The sequence below is a fragment of the Pseudomonas guariconensis genome (genome assembly GCF_024127895.1).
GTDB lineage: Bacteria > Pseudomonadota > Gammaproteobacteria > Pseudomonadales > Pseudomonadaceae > Aquipseudomonas > Aquipseudomonas guariconensis_B.
Genome location: NZ_JAMYBK010000041.1, coordinates 1 through 20,848, shown reverse-complemented (window position 1 = coordinate 20,848; position 20,848 = coordinate 1). Strand labels below are relative to the sequence as shown.

Below are 20,848 nucleotides of genomic sequence, written 5' to 3'. Positions count from 1 at the left end.
GGCTATATCCCGCCTGCGGAGGCTGAGGCAAACTTCCACCAGCAGCAAACAGATCAGGCCGTGGCGGCCTGACTTAAACGAAACGGCCTCCACGAAACCCGGGGTGATTCAGTTGGTGTGTTTAGTTTTGGCGATTAGAAACTCGGTAACGTCGCGACTGAACACCCAAAGGCCATTGCTGTAGACTCCTGATCCCACTCTGCCCACAGGAGCCTCAATGTCACAGCAAGAAAGCACCAGCCCCACCTGGTGGACCGTTGGTCTTTTCACACTCATCTTTTCCGTGGCTTCGTCACTCATCACGGCAACTGTCAAATTCGTAGAGATCAAGGGCGACCTATCTGTATCAACTAACAAGGTCCAAGCGCTTGAAAAATCGAATGCACAGCTACGTGGCTACATCGAGCAATGGAGGACCGCGAACGATCGACTGCAAGCTCAGCTGGGCGCTACAAGCAGCAGGCTGCATGCATTAGAGAACGACCGATGCATCCCCCTCAGGGATGAAGTGAACGATATTAGCCACACCATCCAGAACGCAGAGAAGTGGGGTTACTCGCTCTCCCGAATCGCAGCGCTACGTGAACTCAGTCACGAATATCAGGAAACTCTCAGGGCGTGTTACGGCAGCAAGACCTGAGACGCCTAGTCCAGCCGCACGATCTTGGGCGCGGCGCCTTTGGCTCGGTGCAATAGGATTGAGGGAATGCAACGCAGATCGATCTGTTCGAAGCGCGCGCGCAGCCCTCCTCCTACAACTACTCAAGCCCGCCGACGATTCCGGAAGGCACCAACGATCAGCAACACAGCGCCAGGAATCAGCAACCCTGCAGCTGTCCAGCCGAACGCGGGCTGGCCGGCGGCACCAACCGCAGCGAAAGCGGCGCCAATGGCAATCATTGGTGCGCCAGCGATATAGAACGGGGTTTTGGCAGCCTTGCTCATATCGATTCTCCTGTGGGGCAGCCATTTAACCATACATGCCACCACTGGCGGCGCGGAAAGACTCTGCTCGAGCGCCAAAAGCTGCTGGGCACCGCCATTAAGGAGGAGATCACGACGCGTGTTTACCGCCGCGTCGGAGCGATCGCCAAGCCCTCGAAAGGCTGAAGTTTCGGAACTCCTAGCCTTTGGTTTCAGAACTCCTGCCTTTTCCAGCCCACAACGAAAAACCCCGTAGACCTAGATCTACGGGGTTTTGAATAGTGGAGGCCGAGGTCGGAATCGAACCGGCGTAGACGGATTTGCAATCCGGAGCATAACCACTTTGCTACTCGGCCTCAAAGTTCGGATCTAGCTGCTCACGCTTCGCTATCTCCTTGAAACATCAGGACTTTTTCAAGTCAGCTGCGTTTCGATGGACGCCATTATGTCTGCATTCGCAGAACCTTGCAACCCCCTTGTCAGAAAAAATCTTCAAGGGGTTCAAGGTGTTAGCGCAGGCGGCCGAGTTTGCTCCAGAGGCCGACCAGGGTGTTCTCAACGGTACCGCTGGCGGCGATACCGATACGCTCCTGCAGACTCTTGCGCTCGGCGTAGTGCAGATGGAACAGGTTGGCCTCTCGCGCCCGCTCGCTCAGATACTCATCGCTGGTACGCACTTCGTCGACCAGTTTGCGGTTCAGCGCGGCGACGCCCAGCCAGACCTCGCCGGTGGCCACCTCGTCGATATGCAACTGCGGGCGGTAGCGGGCGACGAAATCCTTGAACAACTGGTGGGTGACGTCCAGGTCTTCCTGGAATTTCTCACGGCCCTTCTCGGTGTTCTCGCCGAATACCGTCAGGGTGCGCTTGTATTCACCGGCGGTGAGCACCTCGAAATCGATGTCGTGCTTCTTCAGCAAGCGGTTGACGTTGGGCAACTGCGCCACCACGCCGATCGAGCCAAGCACCGCGAAGGGCGCGCTGATGATCTTTTCGCCGATACAGGCCATCATGTAGCCGCCGCTGGCAGCGACCTTGTCGATGCACACGGTCAGCGGAATACCGGCCTGGCGGATACGCGCCAGCTGCGAGGCCGCCAAGCCGTAGCTGTGGACGAGGCCACCACCGCTCTCCAGGCGCAGCACCACTTCGTCACGTGGGGTGGCGAGGGTCAACAGCGCAGTGATCTCGTTGCGCAGGCTCTCGGTAGCCGAAGCCTTGATGTCGCCATCGAAATCGAGGACGAACACCCGGCTCTTGTCGTCGCCCTTGGCCTTTTTCTGCTGTTTTTCCGCCTTGGCCTGCTGCTTGCGCAGGGCCTTGAGCTGGGGCTTGTCGAGCAGGCCTGCCTCGAGGCGCTCGCGCAGGTCCTTGTAGAACTCGTTGAGACGGGTGACCTGCAATTGCCCGCCCGGCTTGCGCCGCCCCTTGCCACGCATGCCGGCGATGGCCGAAAGGACCACCAGGATGGCGATCACCAGGGTGGCGGTTTTAGCGAGAAAGCTTGCGTATTCGGCAAGAAACTCCACGTTGACTCCTTGATAGACCAGCGCCCAACGGCGCGAAACTGTTCCAAGCATACCGGTGCGCCTGTGGCGCTGCCAGCCACGGAAAACGGCAGCAATACAGTTCAAACAACCTTTTCAAACGCTTGTATGTTTTTTCATTGACAGCCTTCGTGCCGCATCCTAACCTCGCAGCAACTTCACCAGGCCGGACTCCTCCGTGGGCAACATCTACCTGATCCGACATGGCCAAGCCTCCTTCGGTGCCGACGACTACGACGTCCTGTCGCCCGTGGGCGTGCGCCAGAGCCAGGCCCTGGGCGAGCATCTGGCCCAACTGGGCCTGTGCCTGGACCACTGCGTGGCCGGTACCCTGCGGCGCCAGCAGGACACCGCGCGCCTGGCGCTGGAGGCGATGCACGCCAACGGCTGCCAGGTACCGCCCATAGAGACCGACCCGGCGTTCGACGAGTTCGACGCCGATGGCGTGATCCGTGCCCTGCTCCCCGGCCTGCTGCCCGAAGAACCCGAAGCGCTGCATGTTTTGCGCAACGGCGCGCAGAACCGTAGCGAGTTCCAACGCCTGTTCGCCCTGATGGTGCAACGCTGGTACGACGGCGAGCATGAAGAAGAGGATGGTCTGGAGACCTGGCAGGCCTTCACCGCCCGTGTCGAGACGGGCCTGGGGCGTGTCCTGGAACGCGCCAGCAGCGGTGACGACATCGCCATCTTCACCTCAGGCGGTACCATCGCCGCCCTGCTCCACCTGGTTACCCGGATCACCCCCAGTCAAGCCTTCGCGCTGAACTGGCAGATCATCAACACGTCGCTCAGCCAGCTGAAGTTCCGTGGCCGCGACGTGACACTGGCTTCCTTCAACAGCCAAGCCCATGTGCGGCTGCTGAAGGTGCCGGAGCTCGTCACCTATCGATGAACCCGGCCTGTTGTTGTCCCTGCGGGGACGTGAATATCACTCTATAAGGAATGCGCCATGACCTCCGTAGCTGATGCCGTCAAGAAGATGCAAGAGAAGTTCAACCCATCCGCTGCCGCCGGCCTGGACCTGGTGTTCGGCTTCAACATCACCGACGAGGACAAGCACTACGCCCTGCTCGTCAAAGACGGCACCTGCCAATTGCAGGAAGGCGAGAACCCGGATGCCAACTGCACCCTGGTGATGGACAGCGAGACCCTCAAAGGCATCGTCAGCGGCGAAACCGATGGCATGCAGGCCTTCATGGGCGGCAAGCTGCGCGTCGAGGGCGACATGATGCTGTCGATGAAGCTCAGCGAGCTGTTCCCAGCCTGAGTGGCGGCCACGAACGCCGACGAGAAAACCGAAGCCTGATGCGCTTCGGTTTTTTTTTGCCTCTGCCGGCCGTTGCCTTTGGGCAAGCCCTCTCCCACGGGGTCCTTCGTCGGCCGTATGTTTTCTGCACGACAGAACAGCCCGGGGTCTGGGCTGGCCCATCAGGTGCATTGATCGCCCGGCAACACCCTTACCAATAAGGCGCCTGGCACGCTTGTACCAGCGGCGGCAGGAAATTAGATTAGCCAATAGTCCTTGCGATCGAGAATAAGGAAAACGCATGACGCTCACCGACCAGTCCACCCAGGTACGCCCCGGCGAAGAACTCGATGCGGCCGTCATCGATCCCTACCTCAAGGCTCATATTCCAGGCCTTGCCGGCACGCCGACGATCAGCCAGTTCCCTGGCGGGGCCTCCAACCTCACCTACCTGGTCAGCTACCCGGGCCGGGAGTTCGTGCTGCGCCGCCCGCCTTTCGGCCAGAAGGCCAAGTCCGCCCACGACATGGGCCGCGAGTTTCGCATCCTCAACCAGCTCAACAGCGGCTTCCCCTACTGCCCCAAGGCCTACGCGCACTGCACCGACACCTCGCTGATCGGCAGCGAGTTCTACGTGATGGAACGGGTCAAGGGCATCATCCTGCGCTCGGACATCCCGCCGTCCCTGGGCCTGGACGCCAGCCGCACCGAAGCCCTGTGCAAGAGCTTCATCGATCGCCTGGTAGAGCTGCACCAAGTCGACTACACGGCCTGCGGCCTGGCCGACCTGGGCAAGCCAGAGGGTTACGTGCAACGCCAGATCGAAGGCTGGAGCAACCGCTACGAGAAGGCCCTGACCCCGGATGCCCCCCGCTGGACGCAGGTGACCGCCTGGCTGCACGAGAAGATGCCCGCCGACCATCCGCGCCCGGGCATCGTGCACAACGACTACCGCTTCGACAACGTCATCCTCGATGCCGACAACCCCATGCGCATCATCGGCGTGCTGGACTGGGAGATGGCGACCCTCGGCGACCCGCTGATGGACCTGGGCAACAGCCTGGCCTACTGGATCGAGGCAGACGACCCGGCGCCGGTGCAACTGATGCGCCGCCAGCCGAGCAACGCGCCAGGCATGCTCAGCCGCCGCCAGTTCGTCGACTACTATGCCGAGCGCGCCGGCATCCAGGTCGACAATGTCGACTTCTACTACTGCTATGGCCTGTTCCGCCTGGCCGGCATCGTCCAACAGATCTACTACCGCTTCTACCATGGCCAGACGCAGGACAAGCGCTTCGCCCAGTTCATCCACATGAACCGGCTGCTGGAGCAGATGACCCTGCAAGTGATCGACAAGTCCACCCTGTAAACAGCGCCCCCTGGGACAGACAAGAAGGAAAACCGGCATGTCCAAGACCCACCTGTTCGACCTCGATGGCAAGATCGCCTTCGTCTCCGGCGCCAGCCGCGGCATCGGCGAAGCCATCGCCCACCTGCTGGCCCAGCAGGGTGCCCATGTGATCGTCTCCAGCCGCAAGCTCGAAGGCTGCCAGCAGGTCGCCGACGCCATCATCGCCGCCGGCGGCAAAGCCACCGCGGTGGCCTGCCACATCGGCGAGCTGGAGCAGATCCAGCAAGTGTTCGCCGGTATCCGCGAGCAATTCGGCCGCCTGGACATCCTGGTCAACAACGCCGCCACCAACCCGCAGTTCTGCAACGTACTGGACACCGACCCAGGGGCGTTCCAGAAGACCGTGGACGTGAACATCCGCGGCTACTTCTTCATGTCGGTGGAAGCCGGCAAGCTGATGCGTGAGCACGGCGGCGGCAGCATCATCAACGTGGCCTCGATCAATGGTGTGTCCCCGGGCCTGTTCCAGGGCATCTATTCGGTGACCAAGGCCGCGGTGATCAACATGACCAAGGTCTTCGCCAAGGAATGCGCGCAGTTCGGCATCCGCTGCAACGCCCTGCTGCCGGGCCTGACCGACACCAAGTTCGCCTCCGCCCTGGTGAAGAACGACGCCATCCTCAATGCCGCCCTGCAGCAGATCCCGCTCAAGCGCGTGGCTGAGCCGAGCGAGATGGCCGGGGCGGTGCTGTACCTGGCCAGCGAGGCCTCCAGCTACACCACGGGTACGGCGCTCAATGTCGATGGGGGGTTCCTGTCCTGAGCCGAAGGCTTCACGGGCGTAATTGGGGCGCGAAGCGGCCCCAGCAAAGCCGAACCGCTCCCATCAACTCCGGCTGACCGCTCGGGTATACTCCCGCTTTCAGCGTATTCACGGGCATCACCGTCGAACGCGGGAAGTACGAGCGGCTAATGGCCCATATCGCCGCCTGGGCTGAGACGGAGGAAAAACGATGCTACCGGGGAGCGTGTCGGTCAACGGCCAGTGCCAGAAGCGCGTGCAGCGCCGTGGCACGGTCGGCTTGTATTTCGTCGCCTGCCTGTCGGTCCTGGCCGGCATGACCGACGCCATTGGCTTCATGGCCACCGGCGATTTCGTTTCGTTCATGAGCGGCAACACCACCCGCCTGGCGGTCTCGCTGGGCAACGCCGAGCTGGGGCCGGTCATACGCCTGGCGCTGGTGATCGGCGCCTTTGTCGCTGGCAACGCCCTGGGCGTGATCATCGCGGTGAAGACCGGGCGCCGGCCATGGCCCCTGCTGACCCTGATCGCCGCCCTGCTGGCGGTGGCCGGCCTGCTGCCGGCCCCCCTGCAACTGCCGGCGCTGCTGGCAGCGGTCACGGCCATGGGCATGATCAACGCGGTGGTCGAGGAAGTGAACGGCCTGCCGATCGGCCTGACCTACGTCACCGGCGCCCTGTCGCGCTTCGGCCGTGGCCTGGGCCGCACCCTGCTGGGCCAGCGCCGGATGGGCTGGCGGGTACAGCTGGTGCCCTGGTGCGGCATGTTCCTGGGTGCCATCGGTGGCGTGCTGCTGGAGCAGCAGTTCGGCCGCTCCGCCCTGTTGGCCAGCGCCCTGCTCACAGCCCTTTTGGGCCTGGTATCGCTGAAGATCCCGCGGCGCTGGCAGCTGCGCTACATGCCTCGCTGAATCACAGGCAGGTCGCGGCGGCCGCGCGGCGGCGCAAGGCCGTGGAATCCTGCTTCTGCGCGTAGTAGTCGACCCGCGTGCCGCCAGCCTGCGGGTAGATGTCGGCGAACGACTCGGCCTCGCGGGTATAGACGGTGAACCCGCCCTGCTTGCGCCGCTCCAGGTAACCGCTGGCGTCGACACCGAACACCGCCTCCTCCTGCCAGCTGAACTGGATGCACTGGGCAACGATGTCCGCCGTCTTGTTCGAATCGAGCTGGGCGGTGGGTGCACCGCCACGCGCCGCATCCATGGTTGCGGAAGCACAACCGACCAGCACCAGCGCTGCGGCCATCGGCAGAATTGCTCGCATGTTCCATCCTCGGGGCAAAAAAGAAGGCGACTCTAGCACTGGCGCCATGGCGAGTGAATTGTCCTGCGTGCACCGCTGTCGCAGATAAGGCATGTATCGCCACGGAGGAGACACCCCATGAAGCTGCGCCCATCGCTGTCGGCCCTGTTGCTCGCTGCTACCCTGCCCTGCCTGCCCCTGGCGGCGACGGCGGGCGAGGACAGCGTCACCGCCCCGCAAAGCCAGCGGGAACTGAAGGTCGGCGACAAGGCGCCGGACCAGTACAAGCGCGACGACCAGGCCATACGCGACTGGCGCGCCAAGGGCCTGCCCGCGCCTGAAAAGGAAAGCCACTGGGTACGCCTGGGCGAGCGTTACGTGCTGGTGCAGATCACCAATGGGGTGATCCTGGCCATCCACTGACCTAGCCCCCTAGCAGGGCCGCCATGCGCACGGCATCGCGCCCACCGGCCTTGGCCTGGTACAGCGCCGCATCGGCCTGGGCGATCAGGCTGGCGATGCTGTGGTGCGGCCCCGGCACGCCACACCACAGCCCGACACTGAAACGCAGTTCGATATCGCCCCCGGCAAAGCGCGCGGGGCTTCGGGCAATGGCCTCGCGCAGGCCCTGCAGGGCGCCCAACGCACCTTCGCGATCGGTGCGCGGCAACAGCAGCAGGAACTCTTCGCCGCCATAGCGCCCGAGGCTGTCGCCCTGGCGCAGGCGCTGCTGCAACTGGCGCACGCAATGGCAGAGCACTTCGTCTCCGGCCAGGTGGCCATGCAGGTCGTTGATGCGCTTGAAATGGTCGATGTCGATCATCGCCACCGCCAGCTCGCTCTGCTCGTCCCGGGCCCGCTCCAGCTCCACGGCGAAACGCTCAAGGATCGCCCGGCGATTGTAGGTGCCGGTCAGCACATCGCGCAGGGCCAGGTGCTGCAGGCGCGACTCGCTCCGCTCCTTGGCCATCAGCACCAGGCCGATGGCGTACATCATCACCGTGACCGTACCGATGCTGACGGAAATGGTCTGCTTGAGATTGCTGGTGTCATAGCGCATCTCGGCCGCTTCGCCAAAGACCACCGCCAGCACCCGCATTCCCAAGCCCACCAGGCTGATCAGCGCGCCGATCATCAACAACAGGTGCGCCCGCCCCTGATGTTCGGCCCGACGCCGCGCCCAGCACAGGATCAGCGAACACTGCAGCATCAGCACCAGGGTGGCCAGTAGCATGCGCGGCTCCAGGGTATCGAGCAGCAGCATCAGGCCCGCCAGCATGAAGAACGGGATGACGAAGATGGACCGCCACGGCACCCGTTGCTCGCGCACCCGGAACAGGCTGGCCGAATAGAAGGCCAGGGCCAGCGACAGCAGGCTGTTGCCCAGGCCATAGCTGATCCACAGCGGCGCATGGCCATACAGGGTGTAGCAAACATAGGCCAGGGCATGGGCGAGCAGCCCGTACCCGGTCAGCAACAGGTTGTCGCGGCGGTTGAGCTGGCCGACCAGCAACAGGCAAAAGGCCAGGATCGTCGCAACCAGGGCAACGGCAGCGAACAGCGTGGGGGTATGGGCGATCATCGTGATTCACCGTGTGGCAGATGGGCCGTCTTGGTTGCGGCCTGGCGCTATACCGCGCCTGCGGGGGCGGCAATGGCTGAAGTCTAGAGTGCGCCGCACGCCCAAGCCATGGCCCAACGGGACAGAACAGCAGCCGCCAGGCACGCCCATTCATCGCTCGCGCGACAAAATCTTGCGTGGCAGAGAAACCAAATCGATCGTTCCCTGTCTCATGAGGTGTCCCGTAAACCTTTGCGGATCAAGGACCTATATCGTGATGACTCGCCTTGCAAGCCTTTCCCTGATTGCTGCCGTGCTCCTGGTCGGCGGCTGCCACAGCCACCACTACCACGACAAGGATGGCTGGCGTGATCGAGATCGTGACCGTGGGCACCGCCATCATCAGCGTCACGACCGTGATGATGATCGCCGTAACTACCGTGACCGCCATTACCGCTGAAGCGTCCTTGCCATCCTGATGGCCACCCGTGCCGCGACATCCTTATCCTGATGATTCCTTCGAGGTTCATATCATGCGTCTGACTCTGCCTTCCCTCGCCCTCGGCCTGCTGCTGTGCCAGGGCGCTTTCGCCGGTGACGGCACCGCAGCCATCGGCGGCGGCCTGGGGGGCGCCCTGGGCAACGTCGTTGGTCAACAGATCGGCGGCAGCACTGGCGCGGCCATCGGTGCCGGCCTTGGCGGTGCCGCTGGCAGCGCGGTCGGCGCGCGCAAGGGTAACCGTACCGAAGCGGCGATCGGCGGCGGCCTGGGCTCGGCCGGCGGCTCCGTGATAGGCGGCAAGCTCGGCGGCTCGACCGGCTCCACGGTCGGTGCGGGCCTGGGCGGTGCGGCTGGTGGCGCCATCGGCAACCACCTGGGCGATGACAACGGCCGCAAGCACAAACGTCGTCATCGCCACTGACCGGGGTACTCCCCTCGCGGGCAAGCCCGCTCCCACAGGCCCTGCGCAGCTCTTGAAATAGGCGCGGGGCCTTTGGAAGCGGGCTTGCCCACGGAAACCTTGGCAGCAAAAACCTGCAACACATCAACACCTCCTTCACCGCAAGCTGCCACACTGGGCACAATCGTCTTCCGTGCCTCGAGTGAAGGAACACCCCCTCCCCATGAACCATGAGCTGCTCTGGGTCCTTGGCCTGCTGGTCATCGTCGTCACCCTGTTCGTCGTCAATCGTCCACGCATGGATGTGGTCGCCCTGCTGGTGATCCTGGCCCTGCCACTCTCGGGCATTCTCACCGTCGAACAAGCCCTGGCCGGGTTCAGCGACCCTAACGTGATCCTGATCGCCGCACTGTTCGTGATCGGCGAGGGCCTGGTGCGTACCGGCATCGCCTACCGCATCGGCGAGTGGATGAGCGAGCGCGCCGGCAACAGCGAGGCACGCCTGCTGGTGCTGCTGATGGTCGCGGTTGCCGGCCTGGGCTCGGTGATGAGTTCCACTGGCGTGGTGGCGATCTTCATCCCGGTGGTGCTGAGCATCGCCGCGCGCCTGCAACTTTCACCGAGCCGGCTGATGATGCCGCTGAGCTTCGCCGGCCTGATCAGCGGCATGCTCAGCCTGGTGGCCACGCCACCCAACGTGGTGGTGCACAGCGAACTGGTGCGCCATGGCGAACAGGGCTTCAGCTTCTTCAGCTTCACCCCTTTCGGCCTGGTGGTACTGGTTTTGGGGATCGGCTACATGCTGCTCACCCGCCATTGGCTCAAGGGCGAGGTGCGCAAGGACGGCCGCCTGGAAACCCGCCGCACCCTGCTCGACCTGGTGCTGGACTACAAGCTCAACGGCCGCGAACGGCGCTTGCGCATCCGCCCCCGTTCGCCGCTGATCGGCCACACCCTCGGCGAACTGGAACTGCGCACCCGGCATGGCGCTAACGTGATCGGCATCGAGCGCCAGCACAAGTTCACCACCCGGGTGATCAGCGTCGACTCCGGCACCGTGCTGCACCAGGGCGATGTGCTGCTGCTCGACCTGTTCGCCAACCGCGACGACCTGCGCAGCCTGTGCCAGACCATGCAACTGGAGCCCCTGCACTTCAAGGCCGCCTATTTCATCGACCAGTCCCAGGAGCTGGGCATGGCCGAAGTCTCGCTGCCGCCTGGCTCGCAACTGATCGGCAAATCCCTCCTGGAGCTGGCCTTTCGCAGCCGCTTCGGCCTCAACGTGGTGGGCCTGCGCCGGGAACAGACCGCCATCGAGGAGCAATTGGTGGAAGAAAAGCTGCGCCTGGGCGATACCTTGCTGGTGGTCGGCCCATGGAAGGCGGTACGCCAGCTGCAGAGCCAGCCGAAAGACTTCCTGGTGCTGAGCCTGCCAGCGGAAATCGACCAGGTAGCCCCGGCTCGCACCCGTGCGCCCTTTGCGCTGGTGAGCCTGGCGGTGATGGTCGGCCTGATGGTCAGTGGCGCCGTGCCCAATGTCGTCGCCGCGCTGATCGGCTGCCTGTTGATGGGTGCCGGCCGCTGCATCGACATGGACAGCGCCTACCGCGCCATCCACTGGCAGAGCCTGGTGCTGATCGTTGGCATGCTGCCCTTCGCCCTGGCCCTGCAGAAGACCGGCGGCATCGACCTTGCGGTCAGCGGCCTGGTCGGCCTGCTCGGCAATGCCGGCCCCAGCGCCATCCTCGCCTGCCTGTTCGCCGTCACCGCGCTGATCGGCCTGTTCATCTCCAACACCGCCACCGCGGTGCTGATGGCCCCGGTGGCGATCAGCACCGCGCAACAGCTGGGCATGTCGCCCTACCCGTTCGCCATGACGGTGGCCCTGGCGGCCTCGGCGGCCTTCATGACACCGGTGTCCTCACCGGTCAACACCCTGGTGCTGGGCCCTGGCCAGTACCGCTTCGCCGACTTCGTCAAGGTCGGGGTGCCGTTCACCTTGCTGGTGATGCTGGTGACCGTGCTGATGGTGCCGTGGTTCTATGGACTCTAAGGACGCAGAAAAGTGGCAAAATGGCATTATCCCCGCTGTTCGCGACACGATAATATCCAATTGACATCAACTACCCTCTCGAAACACACTGGCGCCTATTGACCCAGGTGCCTTCAGCCGTTGTCCTGGATTCCGTCTCCGCTTGCCGGTCGAGCCCATGGTGTTTCCAGTCCAGTCGCGCCTGCTGCCCCCCTTCGTCCTGTTCGGCCTGACCTTTGCCCTGACCCTGGGCGGCATCCTCGCCCGCCCGATCGAATCGCTGTCGCTGTTCTGGCCGGTCAATGCGGTGCTGGCGGGTGTCCTGCTGCGTTACCCACGGCAGGCCACCCTGCCAGGGTTCGGCCTGGTCTGGGTGGCCATGGTCGCCGCCGACCTGGCCTGTGGCAGCGCCTGGCCGCCCGCGCTGTGGTTCAACCTGTGCAACCTGGGCGTGATCGTCACCCTCTGGCAACTATTGTCGCGTCTGCCACGCCCGCACCGGCGCCTGCGCACGCCCCAGGGCGTGCTCTGCGTGTTCGGCGCCTGCGCCGCCGGGGCCGCGGTGGCCGCCAGCCTGGCCTGCATGATGGCCGCCCCGTGGTTCGAGCAGTCGCTGCGCGCTACCTGGCTTGCGTGGTTCAGCGAACAGTTCTCCACCAACGTGCTGGTCCTGCCGGTGCTGCTCACCGCCCCCTCGCTGCGCGCCCTCGTACGCGGTGGCGGCCAGGCGATCCGCCTCGCCCCGCTGCTGGTGCTGCTGGCCTCGCTGGCCCTGAGCATCGCCTTCGGTGGGCCCGGTGCCATCGCCTTCCCCATCGCCGCGCTGTTGTGGTGCGCCTGGACCTACTCGCCGTTCCTGGTCTCGTTGCTGGCGCTGACCGCTGGCAGCACCCTGATCGTCGCCGTAGCCCACAACCTCATGCACTTCAGCGTGCCGCAGAGCGAATCCGGCGTCACCACCCTGGTGTCGGCGCGCCTGGGCATCGCCATGCTGGTGCTCGGGCCATTGGTGGTGGCCTGTGTCAGCAATGCCAACCGCAGCCTGCTGGCGCGCCTGGCGCACCAGGCCACGGTCGACCACCTGACCGGCACCCTGACCCGCAGCGCCTTCACCCGCCGCGCCAGCACCCTGCTCGACAACCGCCAGCAGCACGTGCCGGCCTTGCCGCTGACCCTGATGATGCTCGACATCGACCACTTCAAGGGCATCAACGACCGCCACGGCCATGCCGTGGGTGACCAGGTGCTGCGCCAGTTCGCCCGCACCCTGCAAGACCAGTTGCATGAGGGTGAGCTGTTCGCCCGCTTGGGCGGCGAGGAGTTCGTGGTCATTCTCCCAGGGCTGGCGCCGGAGCAGGCCAAGTTCACCGCCGAGCGCCTGCGCCGCGCCGTGCAGGACCTGCACGTGCAACTGGCCGACCAGCGCCTGCAGATCACCGTCAGCATCGGCCTGGCCGGCTGCGCCGAGGGCCAACCCGCGCCCAGCCTGGACGAGCTGCTGGCTCACGCCGACCAGGCGCTGTACCGGGCCAAGGCCCATGGCCGCAACCGGGTCGAACAGGCCGAGGCACAGCGTCAGGTGGTCTGATTCATCCTGCCAGCAGGTCCCACGACAGCTTGGCGATCAGCACGCACAGCAGCACCAGGAACAATCCACGCACGAACCCCGCACCCTTGCGCACTGCCAGCCAGGTCCCGGTCAGCGCGCCGAGGATATTGAACGCCGCCATGGGCAGGGCGATGGCCCAGAGCACGTTGCCAGACGGGATGAAGAACACCAGCGCCGCCAGGTTGGTGGCGATGTTGACCAGCTTGGCCGAGGCCGAAGCATGCAGGAAGTCCAGGGCGAAGAAGCGGATGAACAGGAAGATCAGGAAGCTGCCGGTGCCCGGCCCGAACAGGCCGTCGTAGAAGCCGATCGCGCCGCCGATCAGCACCGCCAGGCACTGCTCCTTGCGGCCGATGCGGGCCGGTGTGTGCAGGGTGCCAAAATCCTTCTTGCAGAAGGTGTAGAGGGCCATGAGCACGATCAGCACCAGCACCGCCGGACGCATCACGCTCGGCGGCACCAGGGAGACCGTGGCCGCGCCAACGAACGACATGACGAAGGCGCTGAGCATCGCCGGCACGATCAGCCCCCAGTCCAGCTGCACCTTGCGGATGAACGAGCGCGCGGCAAAGCTGGTGCCGCACACCGAAGCCAGCTTGTTGCTGCCCAGCAGAGCCGCTGGTTGAGCGTTGGGCAGCACGTTGAACAACGCCGGGATCTGGATCAGCCCGCCGCCTCCCACGGCAGCGTCGATCAGGCCGGCGGCGAAGGCGAACAACGAAAGCAGGACGATATCCATCATGGGCGCGGTTCCAGGCAGTAAAAACCCGGCCAAGGCTAATCAAAGCGTCGCGCTTGTGTTGAAATGCCACGTTGCAAAAACTGCAATCAGGAGTCGTCCATGGCATTGGACATGTTGCGAGAGATCCAAGCCTTCGTCAGTGTCGCGCACAAACGCAGCTTCGTCGCCGCAGCCCGTGCCCTGGGCCGCTCGCCCAGCGCCGTGACCCGTGCGGTACAAGCTCTGGAGGACAACGCTGGCGCCAAGCTGCTCAACCGCAACGCCAGCGCCGTGACCCTGACCGAAGCCGGCGAGCGCCTGCTGCCCCATGCCGAGCGCTTGCTGGATGTGCAACGCGATGCCGCCGACGAACTGGCGGCGCTCCGTGGCACGGCGCAAGGCTGGATCCGCTTCGCCGCGCCGGAACTGCTCGGCCAGCAGGTGGTGCCGGCGGTGCTCGCCGAGTTCTCTCGGCGCCATCCCCAGGTGACCCTGGACGTGCAGTTCAGCGACCAGCCCCTCGACCCGCTGCAGGGCAAGTTCGACTTCGTCGTGCGCGGCGCTTTTCCCCAGTCCAGCGAACTGATCGGCTACCCGCTGTGGAGCTACCGACGCCACCTGTACGCAAGCCCCGGCTACCTGGCCCACGAAGGCACGCCCCAAGAGCCGGAAGCGCTGGCTGGGCACGCGCTGATCCTGCACACCGCGCCGCGCATCCTCAAGGCCTGGCACTTCTGCCGTGACGACCAGATCACCAGCCTGCGGCCGCATCCACGGCTGCGCCTGAGCGCCGGCAGCGCCGTGCTGCAGAGCGCGCTGGCCGGCGCTGGTATCGCCCGCCTGGCCGACTGGGTCGGCGAACCTGAGGTCCGTGCCGGCCGCCTGGTGCGCGTCTGCCCCGAGTACCGCCTGACCTCCAGCAGCGGGCAGGATCCGCAGATGCATGCGCTGTACCCGGCCGGTGAGATGCCGACGCGGGTCCGGGAGTTGCTGCAGGCGTTGCGCCGAGCGCGGCCGTGAGGCGGTCGGGTAGTCAGTACTGGGGCTGCGAAGCGGCCCCATGCAAGCCATACCGCAGGTTCATCTGATCTGCTTTTTTCCATCGAACCTGCCTCTGTAACCGTATCAGCCCAGGCCCGACAATATCCCCCGTTCCGTCATCACACACAGAGGTTCCGATGGGCAAGCTCGCACTGTTCCTGGGTGGTTTCCTGCTGCTGACAATCCTGGTCGGCCTATTGGGCACCATCCCACCAAGCTGATATACCCCAGCGGCCCGTCTAATCCGCCAGGCGGGCCTGGCCCTTCCCCTCCTGCATGCCCCCTCCCCCTTGCAACACCTGGACAAGCGGTATCTGCAAGTAATTCTCAAGCGCAAATGACTCGTGTAACCTCGCGCCGCCGTCGAGCGGCCTCTCACGCAGGGGCCGGCCATTTGCCTTGGAGTCGATCGATACATGGAATGCAAGAAAGGCACTGCAGCAATGCTGGAGTGGCGCAGCCGTTTTCTCGGGGAAAGCATCCTAGAGGAGGATAAGTACGATCAGGCCTTGCGCTGGGCCGAAGACCTGGAACGTCGCGGCGTGATCAGCACGAGCGAGTGGATCGAACTGGTCAGGCAGGCCAACGCGGCCCTGCTGGACGTGCGATAAGTCATTCTTTGCGTTGGGAAATCTGTCCACAAAAAACGTGGGTAGGTCTGTGGATAAAACGCTGTAAGTCACGCCGGCGGCGGCCTCTGTTAAATTGAACAGAATTTGTACAGCAGTGTCGCCATCTCTCGCGGGGGTCAGGCAGGGGCCGCCAAGCGGCCCCTGCTCACTCAACTGACCCGCTGATACCCACCGACCACGCCGCGCCGCGACATCACCCACTGCCACAGCTGGATATCCCGGGCGCGGAACGCCCCGGCGCACGACAACAGGTAATAGCGCCACATACGCCGGAAACGCTCCCCCAACTCGTTGGCGAAGTATTGCCAGTGGGCTTCGAAGTTGTCATGCCAGGCCATCAGCGTGCGGTCGTAGTCGGCACCGAAGTTGTGCAGGTCCTCGACCACCAGCAAGCCATCGGCGGCATCGCCGATCTGGCCGATCGAGGGCAGGTCGCCATTGGGGAAGATGTACTTGTCGATCCAGCGGTCCGGTACGTCGCGGCGACGGTTCTTGCCGATGGTGTGCAGCAGCAACAGGCCATCATCCCCCAGGCAACGCGCCGCGACTTCCATGAAGGTGCGATGGTTCTTGCGCCCGACATGCTCGAACATGCCGATGCTGACGATACGGTCGAAGCGTTCGTCCAGCTCACGGTAGTCCTGCAGGCGAAACTCCAGGGGCAGGCCTTTGTAGCGTTTCTCGGCCCATTGGCACTGCTCGCGGGAGATGGTCACGCCAACGCATTCGACGCCATAGCGTTCGGCGGCAAATCCCATGAAGCTGCCCCAGCCGCAGCCGATGTCCAGCACACGCATGCCGGGGCGCAGGCCGAGCTTGCGGCAGATCAGGTCGAGCTTGGCTTCCTGGGCCTGGGCCAGGTCGCTGGCCTCCTTCCAATAGCCGCAGGTATAGGTCATGCGTGGGTCGAGCATGGCCGCGTAGAAATCGTTGCCCAAGTCATAGTGGCGCTCGCCCACGGTCCAGGCACGCCGGGCCGTCTGGCGATTGAGCAGGCGGGCCTGCAGGGCATGGTAGATCAGCGCCAGCGGGCTGACCTGGTCGGCCACCCCGGAGCGCAGCAAGCGGGTGAAGAACTCATCCAGCTGTTCGCAATCCCAGTCGCCGTCCATGTAGGCCTCGCCCAGGCCAAGGTTGCCCTGGGCCAGGGCGCGCTGGGGCACGTCGGCGGCGTGCAGTTGCATGTCCCAGGGCTGCTCGCCCTCCAGGCCGAGGCCGGCCTGGGCGAGCAACGAACGGGCGAAACGGGTGGTGCGATTGGCCGGCGCAGCGCTGCGCAGGTCGGTGGAAAGCTCGGAAGGCATGGTGTGTCCTTGTCAGTATTGGAGATCGGACGCGCTTCAAACGTCGGGGGTGTCCTGGTGCAGCCGCAGCACCACGTCCAGCTCCTGGCGCAGCCAGTCCTGTTCGATCAGGGGCAGGCGCGCCTGCAGTTGCCGCGCCACCCAACGCTGGCCGCGGGCGATGAACTGCAGGCGCTCGTGGAGGTCGGGGATGGCCATGGCCTTGGCGTAGAACTCGCCCACGCCAGCGCCGGGCTTGGCACCGAGCCGCTCCAGGCAATGACGCAGGCGCTGGCAGCTCTGCGCCTCGCCGTCGTGCAAGCGCTCCAGGCGCTGGAGCAGCACGGGGTCGTCGGTCTGCCGGGCGCTGTCGAGCATCAGCCGGGCACCGGCACGCTCGGCGCGCATGAGCAGGCGCAGCCAGTCGACCAGATCATCGGAAGGGGGTGTGGCGGGGTCCTGTGTTTCACAAGCATGCGACATGGGAAAACTCCTGAAGCCGCTGGACTGCGCGGCGACAGGAGGAGCTTAGAGCGCTGGCTTGCTGAAATTAATTGAAATTAAATGGGGCTTGAGTGCAACAAAATGAATATATGTAACCAAGGCGAAACACCCGAAACCAGCGCCTATCTCCAGCGCCCCATGGCCTTGGGCTTATTTGCAAGAGGCCATCATTGCGGTATCGATGCATTTTTTTTGCATCAAGGCCACGTTTGCGACAGCAACCGAGGACTTAGAGCGGCATGACCATCTCATGCCAGGCCATGCCGCCATGGTCGGAGGCCGAGGGCCGGACATAGCGATAACCCATTTTCTCGTACATCCCCACGTGCCGCGCCTTGCACATCAGGTGGATGCTCGCCTTGCCACGCTGGCGCATCTGCGCGACGAAGCGGGTCATCAACTGCCCGGCAAAACCACGGCCCTGGAACGCCGGGTCGACGACCACCGACATGATCACCACATTGGCGCCCTGCGGGTCATGGCCGACCAGTTCCTTGAAGGCTTCGTCGGACATCACGACCTCATCGGCACAACCGCTGTTGATAAAGCCAATCACCTCGCCGTCGAGCTCGAGCACCAGGAACCCCTCGGGGTACTGGGCGATGCGCGTGGCGATCTTCTCGCGGGTGGCGGCCTCGTCGCCTTCGTAGGCGGCGGTCTCGATCTGGTAGCAGCGGTCCACATCGCGGGACGTGGCCTGGCGGAAGGTCGGGGTACTCATGAGCGGTATCCGTGAAACGACAAGGGAGGCGATATTCTAGTGGCTTGCGTGGCGGATGCGTGCAGGCCGCTGCAGCACCTGCCGATAGTGATCCCTGATGATCTGCGCAAGCCCTGACACAGCCGGGCTCGCATTGCTTTCCACCTGCAAGCGAATCGCAAAATCAGGCAACACCGGCAACCCGGCGTCCAGGACAAGGCCCTTCGCCTCGACAGGCACAAGGCTGCGCAACCAAGGGGTTACCGCCAGGTCATTGATGACCATCGATAGCGTGGTATCCACCGATGCATTCTCGAACACCACCTTGCACGCGGTGCCCGCCTCGTCCAAGCGCTGGGAGACGGTATCCCGAAAGGCACAATTGGCCGTCAGGAAGCACAAGGGCAATGGCCGCCGTGCCGAGACCGCCTCATTGCCCAACCACACCAACTGATCCACAGCCAGGCGCTCGCCCAATGCGACACTCACCGGGCCTTGGCTCAGCGCCAGGTCGAGTTCACCGTTGGCGAACGCCTGCACGATATCCAGAGACGAGGCGCTGACGATCTTCACCTCAGCCCACGGAAACGCCTCACCGAAGGCCTTGAGCAAGGGCGCCAGCGGGGCGCCGGCCATGTCGAAGGGCAGCCCCAGGCGCACCGGATCGGCAGACGCCCTGTCACCCATGCGGGCACAGAGGCGGTCGTTCATCCGCAACAGGCGTCGGGCATCGGGCAACAGTGATTGCCCTTGCCCGGTCAGGCGACTGCCCTGGGCATCTCGCGTCAGCAACTGGCAGCCGAGGAAGGCTTCCAGCCGCTTGATTCGCTGGCTGACAGCCCCCTGGGTCACATGCAGGCGCTCCGAGGCGACGCTCATGCTGCCGGTATCGGCCACCTCCACGAAGGCACGAAGCAATGCAAGGTCGATGTGGTGGACTTTTGGCATGTCTGGTCATTAGCGACGTTAATGGGGGCATTATAATTCGTCGCTACGCAAAGGCCATGCTCCCCTTTAGATTTCAAGCCTCAGCCTAACGGGAGCATGCACATGACCAACACTGTGACCAACATCGATCCACAACGCGAGCTGGAGGCGATAACCGAGTACTGGAAACCGCGGGTTATCGGCCGGGTCAACAACCAATTCATCAAGATCGCCAAGTTGAAGGGAGAGTTCGTCTGGCATGCCCATGAACATGAGGACGAGATGTTCTCGGTGATCTATGGCACGCTCCGGATTCAACTCGAGGATCGCACCATTGTCCTGAACGCCGGGGAGTTCTGCGTGATCCCCAAACAGGTGCAGCACAAGCCGATCGCCGAAGAGGAATGCGCGGTCATGCTGATCGAAACGGACACGACACTGCATACCGGTGGCGAACGTTCGTCACGCACGGTCTCGATAGAAGAGCAGTTGTACCCGCGTTGACCGCCGTCCGACGATAGCACGGTCGGGCGCGCCGCCTACTGGGCCCAATACCCAGGGCTCTGGTACACCGCCTTGAGGTACTCGATGAAATGGCGCACCTTGGCCGGCAGGAAGCGCTGCTGGGGAAACACCGCCTGGATATCGTAGTCATCGAGGGCGAAGTCATCCAGGACGGTGACCAGCTCGCCGCTCATCAACTCGTTGTGGATCTCCCAGGTCGAGCGCCAGCCGATCCCAAGCCCCTGGCGCATCCAGGAGAACAACAGCTCGCCATCGTTGCAGGCCAGGTTGCCACTGACCCGCATCGCCACCTGCCGGCCATCGCGCTGGAACACCCAGCCCCGTTGCTGCCCGCCCTGGAGGGTGAAGGCCAGGCAGTTGTGCTCGGCCAGTTCCTCCAGGGTGGTTGGCCGGCCATGACGGGCGAAGTATTCCGGTGTGCCGCAGACCACCCGACGATTACCGAACAGCTTGACGGCCACGTAGTTGGGGTCGGTCACCCCGCCGATACGGATGCTCATGTCGTAGCCCTCGCTGACCAGGTCGACAAGGCTGTCGGTGAGGTTGAACGAGAGTTTCAGGTTGGGGAACTGCTGGTGAAAGCCCAGGGCATGGGGCGCGACGTGCAGCCTGCCGAACGAAGCCGGCGCCGAGACCAACAGGTTGCCCTTCACCATCGAGCCGCAGCCGCTGATATCCGCTTCCATGTCGTCGAAGTCGCGCAGCAGCAGCCTGGCCCGCTCCAGCAGTTGCTCACCCAGCTCGGTCAGGCGCAAGCCGCGGGTCGAACGGTGCATGAGTTTCACGCCCAGGCGTTTCTCCAGCGCATCCAGGCGCCGGCCGAGGATCGCCGGGGTCACCCCCTCGCTCAGGGCGGCGGACGCGAAGCTGCCCTTCTGGGCGACCTGGACGAAGCTGTGCAGTTCTGTGTACCGGGCCATTCGATACCTTTCATATCGACAGAAAACAATTTTCAGGTGTTCTACCGCACGGAAGCCTAATACAGACTGGCATCCACTACAAAAATTATCGACCCGTGCGAAGGAGTACACATATGGCCAACATGAAAGCGATCGAGGCCGCCGTTCTGGTCATGCGCCGTGAAGGTGTAGATACCGCGTTCGGCATCCCCGGTGCCGCCATCAACCCGTTCTACGCTGCGCTGAAGAAAATCGGTGGCATCGACCACGTGCTGGCCCGTCATGTCGAGGGCGCCTCGCACATGGCCGAGGGCTACACCCGCGCCAACCCCGGCAACATCGGCGTGTGCATCGGCACCTCCGGCCCTGCCGGCACCGACATGGTCACCGGCCTGTACAGT

The 20,848-nt window shown here is 64.1% G+C and carries 25 protein-coding genes and 1 tRNA gene; 15 read left to right on the top strand and 11 right to left on the bottom strand.

All coding sequences use genetic code 11. The annotated features are described in order from the left end of the window. Positions 1-217 precede the first annotated feature (217 nt). Positions 218-640 (top strand): hypothetical protein, encoded by a 423-nt coding sequence (locus tag NJF35_RS23910; protein ID WP_225790753.1) that lies wholly within the window; start codon positions 218-220, stop codon positions 638-640. Between the two features lie 122 nt (positions 641-762). Here NJF35_RS23910 and NJF35_RS23905 read toward each other — a convergent pair whose 3' ends face one another. The 3 genes from NJF35_RS23905 to sohB form a co-directional block, all read right to left on the bottom strand. Then, on the bottom strand, positions 763-945 hold the full coding sequence (locus tag NJF35_RS23905; protein ID WP_225790754.1) for a hypothetical protein: 183 nt from the start codon (positions 943-945) through the stop codon (positions 763-765). 261 nt (positions 946-1,206) lie between these two features. After that, a tRNA-Cys gene (locus NJF35_RS23900) sits at positions 1,207-1,280 on the bottom strand. A gap of 153 nt (positions 1,281-1,433) precedes the next feature. Then, the gene (sohB, locus tag NJF35_RS23895; RefSeq protein WP_225790755.1) at positions 1,434-2,453 is read right to left on the bottom strand and encodes a protease SohB; all 1,020 of its coding nucleotides are present in this window, start codon (positions 2,451-2,453) and stop codon (positions 1,434-1,436) included. Between the two features lie 196 nt (positions 2,454-2,649). On the opposite strand from sohB, the gene NJF35_RS23890 reads away from it, so the two are divergent. The 5 genes from NJF35_RS23890 (at position 2,650) to NJF35_RS23870 (ending at position 6,780) form a co-directional block, all read left to right on the top strand. Continuing rightward, positions 2,650-3,363, top strand: a complete 714-nt coding sequence (locus NJF35_RS23890; protein WP_253080875.1) for a histidine phosphatase family protein — start codon at positions 2,650-2,652, stop codon at positions 3,361-3,363. A 57-nt stretch (positions 3,364-3,420) separates the two neighbouring features. Next, positions 3,421-3,738 carry an SCP2 sterol-binding domain-containing protein gene (locus NJF35_RS23885; RefSeq protein WP_225790757.1) on the top strand — a complete coding sequence of 106 codons (318 nt, stop codon included), beginning with the start codon at positions 3,421-3,423 and terminating at the stop codon, positions 3,736-3,738. Between the two features lie 280 nt (positions 3,739-4,018). Beyond that, complete coding sequence (locus NJF35_RS23880) at positions 4,019-5,086, top strand: phosphotransferase family protein (RefSeq protein ID WP_253091568.1); 1,068 nt, start codon at positions 4,019-4,021, stop codon at positions 5,084-5,086. Positions 5,087-5,123: 37 nt separating this feature from the next. Then, the gene (locus NJF35_RS23875; protein ID WP_225790759.1) at positions 5,124-5,891 is read left to right on the top strand and encodes an SDR family oxidoreductase; all 768 of its coding nucleotides are present in this window, start codon (positions 5,124-5,126) and stop codon (positions 5,889-5,891) included. Between the two features lie 190 nt (positions 5,892-6,081). Continuing rightward, the gene (locus NJF35_RS23870) at positions 6,082-6,780 is read left to right on the top strand and encodes a YoaK family protein (RefSeq protein ID WP_253080878.1); all 699 of its coding nucleotides are present in this window, start codon (positions 6,082-6,084) and stop codon (positions 6,778-6,780) included. A 1-nt stretch (position 6,781) separates the two neighbouring features. On the opposite strand, the gene NJF35_RS23865 is transcribed toward NJF35_RS23870, so the two are convergent. Further along, entirely contained in the window at positions 6,782-7,132 is a 351-nt protein-coding gene (locus NJF35_RS23865) for a hypothetical protein (protein WP_225790761.1), read from the bottom strand. Between the two features lie 117 nt (positions 7,133-7,249). Here NJF35_RS23865 and NJF35_RS23860 point away from each other — a divergent pair, with 117 nt between their 5' ends. Continuing rightward, positions 7,250-7,534, top strand: a complete 285-nt coding sequence (locus tag NJF35_RS23860) for an RcnB family protein (protein WP_225790762.1) — start codon at positions 7,250-7,252, stop codon at positions 7,532-7,534. 1 nt (position 7,535) lies between these two features. On the opposite strand, the gene NJF35_RS23855 is transcribed toward NJF35_RS23860, so the two are convergent. Beyond that, positions 7,536-8,693, bottom strand: a complete 1,158-nt coding sequence (locus NJF35_RS23855; RefSeq protein WP_225790763.1) for a GGDEF domain-containing protein — start codon at positions 8,691-8,693, stop codon at positions 7,536-7,538. 256 nt (positions 8,694-8,949) lie between these two features. Here NJF35_RS23855 and NJF35_RS23850 point away from each other — a divergent pair, with 256 nt between their 5' ends. The 4 genes from NJF35_RS23850 to NJF35_RS23835 all read left to right on the top strand — a co-directional run bounded on the left by NJF35_RS23850 (position 8,950) and on the right by NJF35_RS23835 (position 13,194). Next, complete coding sequence (locus NJF35_RS23850) at positions 8,950-9,132, top strand: hypothetical protein (protein ID WP_225790764.1); 183 nt, start codon at positions 8,950-8,952, stop codon at positions 9,130-9,132. A 73-nt stretch (positions 9,133-9,205) separates the two neighbouring features. After that, positions 9,206-9,595, top strand: a complete 390-nt coding sequence (locus NJF35_RS23845; protein WP_225790765.1) for a glycine zipper domain-containing protein — start codon at positions 9,206-9,208, stop codon at positions 9,593-9,595. A gap of 202 nt (positions 9,596-9,797) precedes the next feature. After that, the gene (locus NJF35_RS23840) at positions 9,798-11,627 is read left to right on the top strand and encodes an SLC13 family permease (RefSeq protein WP_225790766.1); all 1,830 of its coding nucleotides are present in this window, start codon (positions 9,798-9,800) and stop codon (positions 11,625-11,627) included. Between the two features lie 142 nt (positions 11,628-11,769). Continuing rightward, positions 11,770-13,194 (top strand): sensor domain-containing diguanylate cyclase, encoded by a 1,425-nt coding sequence (locus NJF35_RS23835; RefSeq protein ID WP_253091567.1) that lies wholly within the window; start codon positions 11,770-11,772, stop codon positions 13,192-13,194. A gap of 1 nt (position 13,195) precedes the next feature. Here NJF35_RS23835 and NJF35_RS23830 read toward each other — a convergent pair whose 3' ends face one another. Beyond that, complete coding sequence (locus NJF35_RS23830) at positions 13,196-13,957, bottom strand: sulfite exporter TauE/SafE family protein (RefSeq protein WP_225790768.1); 762 nt, start codon at positions 13,955-13,957, stop codon at positions 13,196-13,198. Between the two features lie 99 nt (positions 13,958-14,056). On the opposite strand from NJF35_RS23830, the gene NJF35_RS23825 reads away from it, so the two are divergent. Together NJF35_RS23825 and NJF35_RS23820 are read left to right on the top strand one after the other, a co-directional pair. Further along, positions 14,057-14,956 carry a LysR family transcriptional regulator gene (locus NJF35_RS23825; protein WP_253091566.1) on the top strand — a complete coding sequence of 300 codons (900 nt, stop codon included), beginning with the start codon at positions 14,057-14,059 and terminating at the stop codon, positions 14,954-14,956. 437 nt (positions 14,957-15,393) lie between these two features. Further along, on the top strand, positions 15,394-15,588 hold the full coding sequence (locus tag NJF35_RS23820) for a hypothetical protein (protein WP_225790770.1): 195 nt from the start codon (positions 15,394-15,396) through the stop codon (positions 15,586-15,588). Between the two features lie 170 nt (positions 15,589-15,758). On the opposite strand, the gene cfa is transcribed toward NJF35_RS23820, so the two are convergent. The 4 genes from cfa to NJF35_RS23800 form a co-directional block, all read right to left on the bottom strand. Beyond that, positions 15,759-16,913 (bottom strand): cyclopropane fatty acyl phospholipid synthase, encoded by a 1,155-nt coding sequence (gene cfa, locus NJF35_RS23815; protein WP_225790771.1) that lies wholly within the window; start codon positions 16,911-16,913, stop codon positions 15,759-15,761. A 36-nt stretch (positions 16,914-16,949) separates the two neighbouring features. After that, the gene (locus tag NJF35_RS23810; protein WP_225790772.1) at positions 16,950-17,375 is read right to left on the bottom strand and encodes a DUF892 family protein; all 426 of its coding nucleotides are present in this window, start codon (positions 17,373-17,375) and stop codon (positions 16,950-16,952) included. Between the two features lie 250 nt (positions 17,376-17,625). Next, positions 17,626-18,117: a GNAT family N-acetyltransferase gene (locus NJF35_RS23805; protein ID WP_225790773.1), complete on the bottom strand. Its 492-nt coding sequence runs from the start codon at positions 18,115-18,117 to the stop codon at positions 17,626-17,628. A 36-nt stretch (positions 18,118-18,153) separates the two neighbouring features. Further along, the gene (locus NJF35_RS23800; protein ID WP_225790774.1) at positions 18,154-19,044 is read right to left on the bottom strand and encodes a LysR family transcriptional regulator; all 891 of its coding nucleotides are present in this window, start codon (positions 19,042-19,044) and stop codon (positions 18,154-18,156) included. Between the two features lie 102 nt (positions 19,045-19,146). Here NJF35_RS23800 and NJF35_RS23795 point away from each other — a divergent pair, with 102 nt between their 5' ends. Continuing rightward, positions 19,147-19,527, top strand: a complete 381-nt coding sequence (locus NJF35_RS23795; RefSeq protein ID WP_225790775.1) for a cupin domain-containing protein — start codon at positions 19,147-19,149, stop codon at positions 19,525-19,527. Positions 19,528-19,562: 35 nt separating this feature from the next. Here NJF35_RS23795 and NJF35_RS23790 read toward each other — a convergent pair whose 3' ends face one another. After that, the gene (locus NJF35_RS23790) at positions 19,563-20,468 is read right to left on the bottom strand and encodes a LysR family transcriptional regulator (protein ID WP_225790776.1); all 906 of its coding nucleotides are present in this window, start codon (positions 20,466-20,468) and stop codon (positions 19,563-19,565) included. A gap of 113 nt (positions 20,469-20,581) precedes the next feature. On the opposite strand from NJF35_RS23790, the gene NJF35_RS23785 reads away from it, so the two are divergent. Next, on the top strand, positions 20,582-20,848 hold a 267-nt coding region (locus tag NJF35_RS23785), incomplete at its 3' end, for a thiamine pyrophosphate-binding protein (protein WP_253091565.1).

Bases quoted from the DNA above. Each gene is read 5' to 3' on its own strand.
- NJF35_RS23910 (WP_225790753.1), top strand. From the start codon at position 218: ATGTCACAGCAAGAAAGCACCAGCCCCACCTGGTGGACCGTTGGTCTT.
- NJF35_RS23905 (WP_225790754.1), bottom strand. From the start codon at position 945: ATGAGCAAGGCTGCCAAAACCCCGTTCTATATCGCTGGCGCACCAATG.
- NJF35_RS23885 (WP_225790757.1), top strand. From the start codon at position 3,421: ATGACCTCCGTAGCTGATGCCGTCAAGAAGATGCAAGAGAAGTTCAAC.
- NJF35_RS23880 (WP_253091568.1), top strand. From the start codon at position 4,019: ATGACGCTCACCGACCAGTCCACCCAGGTACGCCCCGGCGAAGAACTC.
- NJF35_RS23875 (WP_225790759.1), top strand. From the start codon at position 5,124: ATGTCCAAGACCCACCTGTTCGACCTCGATGGCAAGATCGCCTTCGTC.
- NJF35_RS23870 (WP_253080878.1), top strand. From the start codon at position 6,082: ATGCTACCGGGGAGCGTGTCGGTCAACGGCCAGTGCCAGAAGCGCGTG.
- NJF35_RS23865 (WP_225790761.1), bottom strand. From the start codon at position 7,132: ATGCGAGCAATTCTGCCGATGGCCGCAGCGCTGGTGCTGGTCGGTTGT.
- NJF35_RS23860 (WP_225790762.1), top strand. From the start codon at position 7,250: ATGAAGCTGCGCCCATCGCTGTCGGCCCTGTTGCTCGCTGCTACCCTG.
- NJF35_RS23855 (WP_225790763.1), bottom strand. From the start codon at position 8,693: ATGATCGCCCATACCCCCACGCTGTTCGCTGCCGTTGCCCTGGTTGCG.
- NJF35_RS23850 (WP_225790764.1), top strand. From the start codon at position 8,950: ATGACTCGCCTTGCAAGCCTTTCCCTGATTGCTGCCGTGCTCCTGGTC.
- NJF35_RS23845 (WP_225790765.1), top strand. From the start codon at position 9,206: ATGCGTCTGACTCTGCCTTCCCTCGCCCTCGGCCTGCTGCTGTGCCAG.
- NJF35_RS23840 (WP_225790766.1), top strand. From the start codon at position 9,798: ATGAACCATGAGCTGCTCTGGGTCCTTGGCCTGCTGGTCATCGTCGTC.
- NJF35_RS23830 (WP_225790768.1), bottom strand. From the start codon at position 13,957: ATGATGGATATCGTCCTGCTTTCGTTGTTCGCCTTCGCCGCCGGCCTG.
- NJF35_RS23825 (WP_253091566.1), top strand. From the start codon at position 14,057: ATGGCATTGGACATGTTGCGAGAGATCCAAGCCTTCGTCAGTGTCGCG.
- NJF35_RS23820 (WP_225790770.1), top strand. From the start codon at position 15,394: ATGGAATGCAAGAAAGGCACTGCAGCAATGCTGGAGTGGCGCAGCCGT.
- cfa (WP_225790771.1), bottom strand. From the start codon at position 16,913: ATGCCTTCCGAGCTTTCCACCGACCTGCGCAGCGCTGCGCCGGCCAAT.
- NJF35_RS23810 (WP_225790772.1), bottom strand. From the start codon at position 17,375: ATGTCGCATGCTTGTGAAACACAGGACCCCGCCACACCCCCTTCCGAT.
- NJF35_RS23805 (WP_225790773.1), bottom strand. From the start codon at position 18,117: ATGAGTACCCCGACCTTCCGCCAGGCCACGTCCCGCGATGTGGACCGC.
- NJF35_RS23800 (WP_225790774.1), bottom strand. From the start codon at position 19,044: ATGCCAAAAGTCCACCACATCGACCTTGCATTGCTTCGTGCCTTCGTG.
- NJF35_RS23795 (WP_225790775.1), top strand. From the start codon at position 19,147: ATGACCAACACTGTGACCAACATCGATCCACAACGCGAGCTGGAGGCG.
- NJF35_RS23790 (WP_225790776.1), bottom strand. From the start codon at position 20,468: ATGGCCCGGTACACAGAACTGCACAGCTTCGTCCAGGTCGCCCAGAAG.